At 62.5% G+C, this 13299-nt stretch carries 12 protein-coding genes; 11 read left to right on the top strand and 1 reads right to left on the bottom strand.

Annotated elements, in window-relative coordinates; genetic code table 11:
* Positions 1-85 precede the first annotated feature (85 nt).
* The 9 genes from argF to HPY64_04695 all read left to right on the top strand — a co-directional run bounded on the left by argF (position 86) and on the right by HPY64_04695 (position 10299).
* Entirely contained in the window at positions 86-1009 is a 924-nt protein-coding gene (argF, locus tag HPY64_04735) for an ornithine carbamoyltransferase (GenBank protein ID NPV66434.1), read from the top strand.
* A 58-nt stretch (positions 1010-1067) separates the two neighbouring features.
* The gene (locus HPY64_04730; protein NPV66433.1) at positions 1068-3308 is read left to right on the top strand and encodes a tetratricopeptide repeat protein; all 2241 of its coding nucleotides are present in this window, start codon (positions 1068-1070) and stop codon (positions 3306-3308) included.
* A gap of 15 nt (positions 3309-3323) precedes the next feature.
* Positions 3324-4169, top strand: coding sequence for a TIGR00159 family protein (locus HPY64_04725; GenBank protein ID NPV66432.1), 846 nt, complete (start codon positions 3324-3326; stop codon positions 4167-4169).
* On the top strand, positions 4169-5476 hold the full coding sequence (locus tag HPY64_04720) for a hypothetical protein (GenBank protein NPV66431.1): 1308 nt from the start codon (positions 4169-4171) through the stop codon (positions 5474-5476). Before HPY64_04725 ends, HPY64_04720 begins: the two co-directional genes overlap by 1 nt.
* A gap of 88 nt (positions 5477-5564) precedes the next feature.
* A complete protein-coding gene (gene der / locus HPY64_04715) occupies positions 5565-6944 on the top strand; it encodes a ribosome biogenesis GTPase Der (protein ID NPV66430.1) in 1380 nt (459 codons plus the stop codon).
* Complete coding sequence (locus tag HPY64_04710; protein ID NPV66429.1) at positions 6941-7390, top strand: hypothetical protein; 450 nt, start codon at positions 6941-6943, stop codon at positions 7388-7390. The genes der and HPY64_04710 overlap by 4 nt, the downstream gene beginning before the upstream one ends.
* A 38-nt stretch (positions 7391-7428) precedes the next feature.
* Entirely contained in the window at positions 7429-8049 is a 621-nt protein-coding gene (locus HPY64_04705; protein ID NPV66428.1) for an ISAs1 family transposase, read from the top strand.
* Between the two features lie 24 nt (positions 8050-8073).
* On the top strand, positions 8074-8604 hold the full coding sequence (locus HPY64_04700; protein ID NPV66427.1) for an ISAs1 family transposase: 531 nt from the start codon (positions 8074-8076) through the stop codon (positions 8602-8604).
* A gap of 99 nt (positions 8605-8703) precedes the next feature.
* Positions 8704-10299, top strand: a complete 1596-nt coding sequence (locus HPY64_04695) for a hypothetical protein (GenBank protein ID NPV66426.1) — start codon at positions 8704-8706, stop codon at positions 10297-10299.
* Positions 10300-10312: 13 nt separating this feature from the next.
* On the opposite strand, the gene HPY64_04690 is transcribed toward HPY64_04695, so the two are convergent.
* A complete protein-coding gene (locus tag HPY64_04690; GenBank protein ID NPV66425.1) occupies positions 10313-11893 on the bottom strand; it encodes a response regulator in 1581 nt (526 codons plus the stop codon).
* A 412-nt stretch (positions 11894-12305) separates the two neighbouring features.
* Between HPY64_04690 and HPY64_04685 the strand changes: the two genes are divergently transcribed.
* The gene (locus HPY64_04685) at positions 12306-12578 is read left to right on the top strand and encodes a YgiT-type zinc finger protein (GenBank protein ID NPV66424.1); all 273 of its coding nucleotides are present in this window, start codon (positions 12306-12308) and stop codon (positions 12576-12578) included.
* A gap of 143 nt (positions 12579-12721) precedes the next feature.
* Entirely contained in the window at positions 12722-13270 is a 549-nt protein-coding gene (locus HPY64_04680; GenBank protein ID NPV66423.1) for an inorganic diphosphatase, read from the top strand.
* Positions 13271-13299 lie beyond the last annotated feature (29 nt).

Genomic DNA, 13299 nt, shown 5'->3' with positions numbered 1-13299 from the left:
TTTCGCTTTCGTGTGGCCGCCGTTCATGCTATACTCGCCCGTGTCTCTTACACCCTTTCATCCGGAGAATCAACCCACTACCCCTATGAAACCCAATCACTTCATCGATCTGACCGATTGGTCTCCGCAGGACCTGCTGGAAATGCTCGATCTGGCCGTCTTCCTCAAGAAGGAATGGAAGAGCGGCGGCAACCGTCCGGTGCTCAAGGGCAAGGTGCTGGGCATGATCTTCCAAAAGCCTTCCCTGCGCACCCGCGTCTCTTTCGAGGTTGGTATGAAGCACCTTGGCGGCGACGCGCTCTACCTCAGCCCGGCGGAGATTGGCCTGGGCCAGCGCGAAAGCATCGCCGATGTGGCCCGCGTCATGGCCGGATACGTCCAGGGCATCATGGCCCGCGTCTTCGCTCACGAGCATGTGGTCGAACTGGCCCGCTGGTCGAGCGTGCCGGTCATCAATGGCCTGAGCGACTATAACCACCCCTGCCAGGCGCTGGCCGATATGCTGACCATCTACGAGCACTTTGGCCGCCTGAAGGGGCTTAAGCTGGCCTTCATCGGGGATGGCAACAATGTGGCTACCTCGTTGCTGATGGCCAGTGCCCTGCTCGGCCTCAACTACAGCATCGCTTCCCCGCCCGGTTACGAACTGGCGCAGGAAACCCTGGCCAAGGCCGCACCACTGGCCAAAGCCAGCCAGATCACGGTTGAGACGCACGAAGACCCGGTTGCGGCGGTGGTTGATGCCGACATCATCTACACGGACACCTGGACCAGCATGGGCCAGGAAGCCGAGGCCGCCGTACGCCGCCAGAAGTTCCAGCGTTACCAGGTCAATGACGAATTGCTCAGCCGGGCTGGCCGCGGCGCGGTGGTGATGCATTGCCTGCCAGCCCATCGCGGCGAAGAGATCACCGACAGCGTGGCTGATGGCCCGCAGTCGCTGCTCTTCCCACAGGCAGAAAACCGGATGCACGCGCAAAAAGCGCTGCTCGTCACCCTGATGGCCTAGCGCCGTCCGCAACAGCGTTCGTCAGCCGGGCATGTGAGCACAGGCAGCGGAAGCACCTATGGCCGGAGATCGCACGATTTACGAAAAGGCAATGAACGCCGGGCACAGCGCGGCCTGGGATCAACAGTGGGATCGCGCCATCGCTGCCTACGGGCGGGCCGTCCAGGAATTCCCGGAAGACCCTGACGCGCACCGCAGCCTGGGCCTGGCCCTGTTCCAGGCCCAGCGCCTTGAGGAGGCGCTCAAGGTCTATACCCGCGCTCATCAACTCGCCCCCGACGATCCCATCCCGCTGGAAAAGAGCGCTGACATCCTGGAGCGCATGGGCCGCCTGCGGGAAGCCGCGCAGCTATACATCCAGGTCGCCGACGTGTACATCGCTCAGCGTGACCTGGACAAAGCGATCGCCAACTGGGAACGGGCCACCTACCTCACCCCCGGCCTGATCCCGATCCATGCCAAGCTGGCCACTGCCTACGAGCGCACCGGCACCAACAAAAAGGCTATCCGCGAATACCTGACGCTGGCCTTCAACTTCCAGCGGCTGAACGATACCGAAAAAGCGATCCAGGCCGTGCAGCGCGCCCTGCGGCTGGAACGGGACAACCCCCAGGCGCTTAACACCCTGCAAGCGCTGCAATCCGGCACGCTGATCCCCCGCCCGCCGGTCGAGGATGAGCCCCCTGAAGCCATGAAACGCCAGGATTCCTTCGACCTGCCAATCCGCCAGGCTGACCGGACAGTCGGCGAAGCGGATGCCCGCGGCCCGCTGGGCGAGGCGGAGGAAATCGCGCTGAGCGGCCTGGCTACCTACCTCTTCGACTCCGGCGAACTGGGCGGCGGTGGCGCTTATGTCCTGCAGGCCATCGAACTGCATCGCCAGCGGGAGATCGGCCCGGCCATCCAGGCCTACCGCCAGGCCCTCAACGCCCGCTTCAGCCACCCCAGTCTGCACCTGTGCCTGGGCCTGCTCCTGTTGGAACAGGATCAACCACAGGCGGCCATCGAGCAGTTCAGCCAAATCACCAGCAACTCGGCCCTGGCAGCCGGGGCCAATCATGGTCTGGGCCAGGCTTACATGAAGCTCAAGGAGCCAAAGAAAGCGGCCAGCCACCTGGTCGAAACATTGCGCCTGGTTGACCTCAACCTGGCCATTGACGAATCGGAGCGCGCCCAGCTCAACGCGATCTACAACGATCTGCAGGCAACGATCCCCCAGAGCGACGACAAACAGCTCACGGCCATGAATCAGCGCTTCTTCAGCCTGCTAACCGGGCCGGACTGGAAGCAGCGGGTGGCCGAAACGCGCCGCCAGCTTGAGGATACCGCCCATGCGGAAGGCGCCACCGGCATGGTGGAACAACTCGCCGAAGGGGGCGAAGAACTGACCGAGTCCATCGCTCGTGTGGATCGCTATCTGCGCAACAGCCAGCTCACGCTGGCAATGGACGAGGTCTACCACGCCATTGAACTGGCGCCAACTTATCTGCCCGCTCACATCCGTATGGCCCAGATCCTGCTGGCGGACAACAACATCGAAAACGCCGTCGAAAAATACCGGGTGGTGGCGGAAACTTACATGATCCGTGACCAGACGGACCGCGCTGCCCAGATTCTCAACGAAGTCCTGCGCGTCGCCCCGGTTGACCTGAGCATCCGGGCTACGTTGATCGAACTGCTGGAAAAGGAAGAGCGCTGGCCAGAAGTGCTGGAGCAGTATATCGACATGGCCGACGCCTACTACCAGCTGGCCGACTTTGACGCCGCCCGCAAGACCTACGAGCAGGCTAACCAGCTTGCCCAGCGGCTCAACGCTGACCCGCAGACGATCGTCCACCTGTTGCACCGCATCGCCGACATCGACATCACCCGGCTTGATCTGCGGCAGTCCCTGCGCACCTACGAGCAGATCAAGAACATCGCGCCGGAGGATGAACGCGCCCGTCACGCGCTGATGGAGCTTTACTACCGCCTGAACAACCGCGTTGAGGCCATCCGCGAACTGGATGAGCTCTTGCAGTTGTACGCCCGGCAACGGCGATCCGATCAGATCGTCCGAATACTGGAGGAACAGGTCGCGCTGTACCCTAAAGAGATGGCGCTCCGCTCCCGGCTGGCCACCGTCTACCGGCGGCTGGGGCGCACCGAACAGGCGGTTGAGCAGCTGGACGCCCTGGGCGAATTGCAGCTGGAGGCAAATATGCGCAGCGCTGCCGCCGAGACCATCCGCCAGATCATTAGCCTTAATCCGCCCAGTGTGGATGAATACCGTAAGCTGCTGAGCACCCTGGGGGGATGATCCCCAGCTGCCGCGATGGAAATTCTGTGGGCCTTCGACAACTTCAACCTGATCTCGCTGCTGGACATCCTGCTGGTGGCGGGGTTGTTCTTCGCTGCCAGCCTGTTGATCCGTGGCACGCAGGCGACGGCCCTCCTGCGCGGCACCCTGTTCGTGCTAATCCTGATTGGCCTGTTCACCAGCGTGGTGCAACTGGTCGCCCTGCGCTGGCTATTGAGCCATATCGTCACCGGCGCGGCCATCGCCATCCCCGTGATCTTCCAGCAGGAATTGCGCCGCGCCCTCAGCCAGCTGGGCGAAACCGCGATCTTCGGGCGGCAGCGAGGCAGGTCCCAGGCGCAGCATATCATCGAACAGGTCTGTGCCGCCGCCGAACGCCTGGCGGAACGCCGGCACGGCGCCCTGATTGTCCTGGAGCGTAGCACCAGCCTGGAGGAGTACATTAAGACCGGGGTGGCGCTTAACAGCGAGGTCACGCCGCAGCTGCTGCTGACCATCTTCTGGCCCAAGACCGAGCTGCATGATGGCGCGGCGATTCTTTCCGGCACGCGGATCGCCGCGGCGGCGTGCGTGTTGCCCCTTTCATCCGGCCATCGCATCACCGAGCGCAAACTGGGCACCCGCCACCGCGCTGCGCTGGGCATCAGTGAGGTCAGCGACGCGATCTGCGTGGTTGTCTCCGAGGAAACCGGCCAGATCTCTGTCGCCAACAGCGGACGCATGATCCGCCGCCTGGATGGTAACCGCCTGCGGACGATCCTCAGCGCCTTCTACGAAGATGACCGGCATGCCACACCGCGCAACTGGTTCGCCTGGCTACGTGATCTGCGGGATCGGCTGACCCGCAGCCAACCGGATTGATGTCGATCATGCGCCCACCCGCCTGGCTCCGCTTCCTGAGCGCCAACCTGAGCTGGCTGGCAGCATCGCTGCTGCTGGCCATGTTCGTCTGGATCGCCGCTACCATCCAGCAGAATCCGGTGGAAGCGCGGCGCTTCCCGGAACGGCTGCCCATTCAGATTCTGACCGACGAAGGCATGATCGTCACCAACAATCCGATCACCAGCGCACAGGTTGTCCTGCGCGCTCAGGCCGATGTCTGGGCTGTGCTGGAAGCACAGGACATCGTGGTGACCGCCGACTTGCGGGGCAAGCCGCCCGGCACCTATACGGTCGATTTGAACATCACCTTTACTACTTTCAGCCGTATTGTGCTGGAGGATTGGCTGCCACGCCAGGTAACTGTCTCAATCGACCGGGCCGCCGAAATCCTGGTCCCGATCAACGCTGACATCCGCAGCGGGCCACAAACCGGGTTTGAGATCACTGCCATCACCTTTGGCGCCCAGGAGGCGCGGGTGACCGGCCCTGCCTCCCAGGTGGAGCGGGTCGTCAGCGCCGATGTCCGGCTGAACCTGGCCGACGAGCGCAACCCCTTCACCCGCAATTATCGCCTGTACGCCATGGACGCACAGGGGCAGACCGTCCCCGGCGTGACGCTCATCCCGGACAACACCGATGTCACGATCGACATCCAGCCGCAGGAAAACTTCCGCGAGGTATTTGTCACACCCAATATCATCGGCGAACCGGCCAGCGGCTATGTGGTCTTTGCCATTACCTACGAGCCGCAGACCGTCCTGATCAGCGGCCGGCCCGGCGCCTTGGAGCAGATCACCGGCACGATTCAGACTGCGCCCATCGACCTGACCGGCCAGACTGCCAGCTTCAGCCGGACAGTGCCGCTGGAATTGCCAGCGGGTGTCTTCCTGCCTATCGAGCAGAACGTGACCGTCAGCGTCGTCATTGACACCCTGCCCGCCAGCCGCCGCTTCGAGCACCTGCCGGTGCAGGTGCAGGGCCTGGACCCGAATGCCAACCTGGAGGCTCTGATCATGCCGACCGAAGTCACCATGCTGATCACCGGTCCTCAGCCTATCCTTGATACCCTGACCCCGGCGGACATCACCATTGTGGCCGACCTGACCGGCCTGGCGCCCGGCGGCCACCAGGTCCCGTTACAGGCCATTGTCAGCCGCGACGGGCTACAATCGGCGAACATCTCCGTCCTGCCGCCGGTGCTCGATGTGCAAATTACGGCGCAAAAACCCACCGCGGAGACTCCGGCGCCTGAGGTCATGCCGGCAACCCCCACTGCGGCGCCATAACGACCGGGCAGCGCGAGACCGGGCTTGATTACCCCGGCGACGATGCTACAATCGCCCGGTATCCAGACAATGAAACGTACGGCAAACCATGAAACCGAAACCGATGGTGGCGCTGGTCGGGCGCCCCAATGTTGGCAAGTCCACCCTGTTTAACCGCCTGGCCGGCTCGCAACTGGCGGTAGTCCACGAGATGCCGGGCACGACCCGTGACCGCCTGCAGGCCGATACGGAATGGAATGGCGTCGCCTTCACCGTGGTCGATACCGGTGGCATCGAGGTCTACCAGCCCAAAGGCTCACGCGATGTTTCCCCGCTGGCCGAAGGTAGCATCGACTTTGTCCCCCAGATTCGCGCTCAGGCCCTGATCGCCGTTGAAGAGGCGGAAGTGATCATCATGCTGGTCGACGCCATCCAGGGCCTGACCGCCGCTGACGAGCACATCGCCGAGATTCTGCGCCGCACCAACAAGCCGGTGTTCATCGCCGCCAACAAAGCCGACAATGCCGAGCGCCGCGAGGCAGCGATGGAATTCTACAGCCTGAGCCTGGGCGAGGTCTTCCCCATCAGTGCCCTGCATGGCACCGGCACCGGCGACCTGCTGGACGCGGTGGTCAACGCGCTACGGCACGCGCCTGCGCCAGACTACGAGACAGACCGGGATGACGAGGCGCTCAAGATCGCCATCGTGGGGCGGCCTAATGTCGGTAAAAGCAGTCTGGTCAATCGCCTGCTGGGTGAAGAACGGGCCATCGTCAGCCCGCTGGCAGGCACAACCCGTGACGCCATCGATACCCGGCTGGTCTGGGAAGGCATGCCCGTCATCCTGATCGACACGGCGGGCATCCGGCGGCGCGGCAAAATCGCCCCTGGCGTGGAAAAATACAGCGTCCTGCGGGCCATGAAGGCCATCAAACGCGCTGACATTGTGCTCCTGCTGCTGGACGCCACAGAAGGCATCACCGCCCAGGATACACACATCGCTGGCATGATCATCGACGAAATGAAAAGCGTGGCGGTCATCGTCAACAAGTGGGATGCTGTCACCAAAGACACCTACACGATGAATGTCTTCACGGAGAAGATCCGGGAGCAACTCAACTTCCTGCCCTATGTGCCGATTCTGTTCATCAGCGCCAAGACCGGCCAGCGGATCGGCCAGATCATCCCGCTGGCAGCACAGATGCAGGAGGAGCGACTGGTGCGCATCCCGACCAGTGAACTGAACCGGATCGTTCGCGACGCCGTGGAGCGCCACGCCCCGCCCTCCAAAGCGGGCAAGCGGCTCAAGATCTACCTGGCCCAGCAGGTGCGCACCGACCCGCCCACTTTCCTGTTTCATGTCAACGACACGCGGCTGGTACACTTCAGCTACGAGCGCTACCTGGAAAACCAGATTCGCCAGGAATACCCGTTCACCGGCACGCCGGTGCGTCTATCCTTCCGACCGCGCGAGGGCCGCTTGAAATGAGCAGCACGGGCCTGCTCCCACCCGATCGCGGAGCATGGCTGGATTGGCTACGGCTGCGGCGAACCGGTCTGGCCGCCCTGCTCGTTTCCCTGATGGTGCTGCTGGCCATCACGCTGCAGCCGGAAACCGACCGCCAGATTCTGGAACGTGACTACGGAATCCGCGTCAGCGACACCCAGTTATTGTTTGGCGGCCTGGCGCTGGCCAGCGCCCTGTGGTTCGCCCGCACGGCTGTTGCAAAGTCCGGTAGTGTATCTTTCGCGGTTGAAATTCAGATGCCGGTTGAAGGTTGCCCATCTAAGCACCAAATCGCATGTGTATTTTCTCTCAAAATGACACGCGACTTCATTCTTTGCAGGAACATGAAAACCATTCCACGAATTTCAACCGAAAAGGATACAGTACCCAAAGTTCCAAGACAAAAAGGCCTTTCCTGGTTAAGGTAGTGTTGTGCGCCACGAACCCTGCACCAGGAAAGGTCAACATGGACTATACCATAGCCGGAAGCGGACAGATAGAGGCACTTTGCGGGGAGGTAGGCGGGCTCTATGAGCGACTGAAGGAGTTAAAGGATCGGCGGGACCGGCGCGGGGTACGCTATCCGTTGGCGGCGGTGCTGATGATCATGGTGTTAGCCAAGCTTTCGGGAGAAGATGAAGCGCGGGGGATAGCGGAGTGGGCGAAGTGGCGGGCCAAGCTCTTGGCGAAGGCGCTGGGGCTCAAACGGGAGAGCATGCCCCATCACACGACCTACAGTCGGATTATAGGGCAGGCGGTGGAGGTGGAGCAGTTCGAGGCGGTGGTACGGGAATACTTCAGCCGCCACCAGCCGGCCGAGGCTCACATTGCGCTGGACGGCAAAGCCATGCGGGGGACGATCGAGCCAGGACACACCCAAGGGGTGCATCTGCTGGCTGCCTATCTGCCAGCGGTGGGGGTCGTGGTGGGACAAAGTGCAGTGGCCAGCAAGGAAAACGAAATTGTGGTTGCCCCTGCGCTGTTGGCCAGTCTGGACTTGCACGATGCCGTGGTGAGTGGGGATGCCCTGTTGGCTCAGCGGAGCTTATCGAGCCAGATAGTGGCGGCAGGGGGAAACTATCTGTAGATCGTCAAGGACAACCAGCCGCATTTGCTGGCGGACCTCGAGCGCCTGTTTGCCCCCGAAAGCTGCTTGCCAGGCCATGGCCCGCTGCCCGTCGATTTCGCCCGTGCCAGCACCCTGGACAAAGCGCATGGGCGGCTGGAACGGCGTACTCTGACGGCCAGCAGCCTGCTCCAGGGCTACAGCCAGTGGCCCCATCTGGCTCAGGTGTTCCAGCTTGAACGGCAAACCCTCACCCTCCGCAGTGGCCACCTCACCTATGAAGTCGTCTACGGCGTAACCAGTCTCTCTCGCGCCCAGGCCTCGCCGAACCGCCTCCTTCACCTGGTCCGTCGTCATTGGGGAATCGAAAACGAGGCTCATTACTCCCGTGATGTGACCTTCAAGGAAGACCGCTGTCGCTTAAAGACGGGCTGCGCCGCTCATGTCATGGCGATCCTCAACAATCTGACCCTGGGGCTCATCCGGTTGTTGAAGTTCGACTTCATTCCCCAAGCACGCCGCTTCTTCAATGCTCGGCTCGACCTGGCGCTTGACCTGCTTCTGGCTCCTCCCTGACAACTTTGCAACAGCCGTGGGTTCGCCCGTGAACCGGTTATTCGTGCCGAACTGAGCGATGGCCGGGCTACAGCGCTGATCGTCGCCGTGGCCGGTGGTGTGAGTTTTCTGGCCGCACGCCTGGTCGTGCCCGACCAGGCCTACCGGCTGTTTCGCTTTCCCTCCAGTCTGGCCTGGATCAGCACCGGGCTGATCGTGCAGGCGACGCTGGCCGTCTTGCTGGTCACGCTCAACCCGCACGCTCCGCCCGGTCGCCGGCTCAGCCGCTATGCGGCGCTGACTCTGGCGGTTGGGGGCGCAGCGCTGGCCGTTTTGCACGCGCTATCGGTCGGCCACTTCATGCGCCTGGACCTGCCAGATGAGCCAATTCTGGGCAGCATCGCCACGAACTACGCCCTGACCGGCGACTTCAGCACCGCCTATGATGGCGCGATCTACGGCAGCCCCGATCCCTCGGCAGGCCGCTACTACCTGCTGATGGGACTCTGGTTGCGCGTCCTGGGCCGCACCGATCTGGTCGCGCTGCGGGCCTTCCCGCTGCTGGTTGGCGCGGCGGCGCTGGCGCTGGTTGCGCTGGCGCTGTGGCACACACCGGGACTTTCCCGGCTGGGGCGGCTGGCCGGAGTCGTCACCTTCACGAGCCTGACGCCGGTGGTGCGCGCCTCGCACAACCTGCGTCCCGATATCGGCCTGGCGCTCTACGGGGCGCTGGTGTTATTGAGCGTCGTGCAGCATCAGCAGGATAAAGGGCAATCGGGGCGCTGGCTCCTGCTGGCCGGGCTGGGACTGTTAATCGGACTGGAAAGCATCCCCACCTATGCCCTGAGCTTCGCCGTCGCCCTGGGCCTGCTCCTGCTTGCCGCCGCGATCCGCCGGCCGCTGCGCCGGACACGCTGGCAGCAACCTGCCCTGTATGCGGCTGGCTGCGCGCTGGCCTGCGTTGCCTTTGCCGCCCTGCATTTCCTGCCGGACCCTGCCGCGCAATGGCAGGGCCTGAGAACCTTTGCCGCCAGCTATGCTGCTGAAAACGCCGGTCGGCTGGCCTCCAACCCGCTAGCTGCCCTGGTTGGCTATTTCTTCAGCTTTAGCCACAAGCTTTCGCCCGCGGAATGGTTGCTGGTCGTGCCAGCGGTCGGAGCGCTGTTTCGGCACGGCACAGGCCATGAGCGCTGGATCGGTGCGATTATCGTGGCCGGTCTGGTAACACTGGTCTTCCCATGGAGCGGCAGCTATGGCTACCTGGCCCTGCTGGCCCCCTTCTTTGCCTATGCAGTAGGACGGCTCTGCCGAACAGAGCGGGCGGTGATGATCGGCGTGTTTGTACTGCTGGCTGCCCAGGTGTCCGCGCCCATTCATGATCTGAACGCCGAACGTCTGGCCCGCTACAACGTTCAAACTCTGGCCGAAGCCGATCTACTCACCTGGCAGATTCCGGAAGGCGTGACCATCCTGGGGGAGGATAAGTTCTGGTTCACCCTGCACCCTGGCCGTCGCTTCATCGGCTGGCACGGCCTGAACGCAGCTATGCGCATCTACCAGGTGAATTCACAGGAAGCGCTTGAGTTGCTGGGAATCGATATCGTGATCTGCCGGGAAGACCATCCCCGCTGCCCTGCAGCCGACAACATACACTTTGCGCCGCCGACGAATTTCACCATCACTGACGGCAATTACCTGGTGTACCGCCGCCGCTGATGGCCTGGCATCGCTAGGAGAGCACCTCGTACACGGTCACCGGCTGCTGACGCCCTTTGACCTGCATCACCCCCAGCGAACGCGCCCGGATGGTATCTCCCAGAGCGGTCAGCACGCGGTCAGTGATCAGAATCTGGCCCGGCGCGGCGTTCTCCTGCAGGCGCTTGGCTACGTTGACCGCGTCGCCGATGGCAGTGTAATTCATGGCGCGGGCGGCGCCAATGTTGCCGACCACGGCTTCCCCGGTATGCACACCAATGCCAAACGTCAGGCCAACCCGTCCCTGGCGGCTATTCCAGGCGGTCACGGCATCGCGCAGGGCAACCGCCGCATCCAGCGCCCGCCGGACATGATCCGCCTGCGGCTGCGGGGCGTTGAAAAAGGCCATCACACCATCGCCCAGGAACTTGTCCAGCGTCCCTTCGCGGGCCATGATAACATCCGTCGCGATCTGGAAATAGGTGTTCAGCAGTTCGACCACCTGCTCCGGCTGGGCACGCTCGCTGAAGGCGGTGTAACCGCGAATATCGGCAAACATAATCGAGATCGGCTGGCGCTGGCCACCCAGCTGCAATGCTTCCGGGCGCTCCAGCACGCGATCCACCACCGAGGGCGCGACATACCGCTCGAACATCTGGCGGATTTGCCGCTTTTCGCGTTCTTTTGCCGCCTGCAGCTGGCTGAAGTTACTGGCATTCTCGATGGCGATCGCGGCGTAGTCAGCCAGGGCGCTGAGCAACCCCTGATCATGTGAGGTGAAGACCCGTCCGCGCTCGCTAATACTGTTAACTCCCAGCGCGCCCAGTACCCGATCTTTGATGATCAGCGGGACCGCCAGCGCCACACAGGGGAAGGCCAGTCGCCTTACCCGCAACCGATCCTGTTCCTCAGGCGCCAGCGCCAGCGGACGTTCCATCTCCATCACCCGCTGCACCAGCGGGTCAACACCAACCACACACATAGGCTGAGCCTGCTCCTCGCCAGCCCGGCGCGCCGCCCGGCATACCAGCCCATCCCCTTCCCGTAGAAAGAGTGCCCCTTCCTCTGCTCCGGTCACGGTCACGGCAGCGTCCACCACCCGCGGGGCCAGCTGTTCCAGTTCAAGCTGGGCGGCCACATTCTTACCCATCCGGTAGAGCACGTTCAGTTCGCGCACGCGCTGCTGCAGTTCCCGGTTAGCCGCCAGTACGCGCTGCATCAGGGCCTCTTTCTCCTGGCGCAGACGGGTTTCGGTCAGGCTGCGTTCGATGGCCGCCAGCATCTCGTCAACTGTATAAGGCTTCTTGACATAATCCTTGACGCCCAGCCGGAAGACCTCAACGGCGATCTCCTCTGAGCCGTGGAAGGTCATCAGGATCACGGGGATGTTGGCCTGGGCTTCCGCCAGCGCTTTGAGGACGGCCACACCATCCATATAAGGCATTTGCAGGTCGAGCAGGATCAGGTCCGGGCGTTCGTTCAGGGCTTTGCTCAGTCCCTCGCGGCCATCACGGGCCACGCTGACCCGGTAGCCGTTAGGCTTCAGCACATAATCCACGACGAATTCACGGTTCTCCCGGCCATCATCCACGACCAGGACATGCTCACCGGCCACGCGATCCCTCTCTACTCGCTGTAATCATGCGGGGTCAGTATAGCCCACAACAGCGTCACTCACCATAGGCATGCAGAAATGCGCGCAGGCAAGACTTTCAGCGATTTAGCTGGCAAAGTGGCAAGCAAACGCCAGGCCCGGCAGGCTGCCAGGCACAGCATCCCTGTATCCAAGGCAACACAGTAGCCAGGGCGTTCACATACACCCTCAGCAGCGCCCCCGCCACGTAAGAATCGGAGTAAATCGGTAAATTGAGAATTGCCCTCTCCCTGCCGCACCTCTATAATCAAGAGCAGTGTAACGAAAAGCGCCGCTGGTAACACCAGCCCGGCGGTTGATGTGTTGGCTTACGCCACCTGACTCCAACAGCGATTGGCGTCCCGCTGCGCTGAGGGCGCCCCTGGAGAACCTGATGCCCCATAACGAGAATGTCCTGTGTCCGGTCTGCCACGTAGGCCGCTTGCGTCTGCATTCGGTCACCTATGCCCAGGTCTACTATGGCCTGCTGGTCAGCGTACCTAACACGCCAGCCTGGGTCTGTGACGTGTGCCACACGGTCGAGTACGATCGCCAGTCGGTACAACGGATCGAGGCGCTCATGGAACACGCCGGGCCGCCGCATCGGCGGGCCGATCGGCGGTCGGCGGAACGGGCCAGAACACGCCTCTACCCCACTGACTCCTGAGCTGCAGCTACCCGGCGCGCTCACCTGATCCCGGCCCGGCTGGCAGCGGTGAAAAGCGGCCATGCTGGTCGGGCCGGAGGAACGCCATCACCGAAGCCATGACACTCCACATCGCCGCAACATAAGTCTGATGAGACTGCACCATGACCGTTAATCTCTGGCACGGCCTGCCGCCCGGCCCCAAAGTCCCCGATATCGTGTATTGCATCGTGGAAATCCCCAAAGGCAGCCGCAATAAGTACGAATACAGCAAGACAGCCGGTGTGATCAAGCTGGACCGCGTGCTCTATAGCCCGCTGCATTACCCCAGCGATTACGGCCTGATCCCGCGCACCTTCTACCCGGATGGCGATCCGCTGGACATCATGGTCATGATCAACGAACCCACCTACCCCGGCTGTGTGATCGAGGCTCGGCCTATCGGCATGTTTCAGATGATCGACCGCAACATGCCTGACGACAAAATCCTGGCCGTCCCGGCGACTGATCCCATCTTCGACGATTATCACGATCTTGCCGACGTCCCCCGCCATTTTCTGGCGGAAGTCGCCCACTTCTTTGCCACGTACAAACAGCTTGAAACTGACGGCAACATCCAGCCGATTGGCTGGATCGGCGCTGCCGAGGCCAAAGAGCATATCCTGCAGGCCATCAGGCTGTACGAAGAGAAGTATCCACTGGCTGGCGTCTAGTGGTCGTTGTCACTATGCTTATAAGCGTG

The organism is Anaerolineae bacterium (assembly GCA_013178165.1).
GTDB lineage: Bacteria > Chloroflexota > Anaerolineae > Aggregatilineales > Ch27 > Ch27.
This window is presented reverse-complemented; position numbering and strand designations above follow the sequence as displayed.

Coding starts and splice junctions, on each gene's coding strand:
- argF (NPV66434.1), top strand. CDS start 86: ATGAAACCCAATCACTTCATCGATCTGACCGATTGGTCTCCGCAGGAC.
- HPY64_04730 (NPV66433.1), top strand. CDS start 1,068: ATGGCCGGAGATCGCACGATTTACGAAAAGGCAATGAACGCCGGGCAC.
- HPY64_04725 (NPV66432.1), top strand. CDS start 3,324: ATGGAAATTCTGTGGGCCTTCGACAACTTCAACCTGATCTCGCTGCTG.
- HPY64_04720 (NPV66431.1), top strand. CDS start 4,169: ATGTCGATCATGCGCCCACCCGCCTGGCTCCGCTTCCTGAGCGCCAAC.
- der (NPV66430.1), top strand. CDS start 5,565: ATGAAACCGAAACCGATGGTGGCGCTGGTCGGGCGCCCCAATGTTGGC.
- HPY64_04710 (NPV66429.1), top strand. CDS start 6,941: ATGAGCAGCACGGGCCTGCTCCCACCCGATCGCGGAGCATGGCTGGAT.
- HPY64_04705 (NPV66428.1), top strand. CDS start 7,429: ATGGACTATACCATAGCCGGAAGCGGACAGATAGAGGCACTTTGCGGG.
- HPY64_04685 (NPV66424.1), top strand. CDS start 12,306: ATGCCCCATAACGAGAATGTCCTGTGTCCGGTCTGCCACGTAGGCCGC.
- HPY64_04680 (NPV66423.1), top strand. CDS start 12,722: ATGACCGTTAATCTCTGGCACGGCCTGCCGCCCGGCCCCAAAGTCCCC.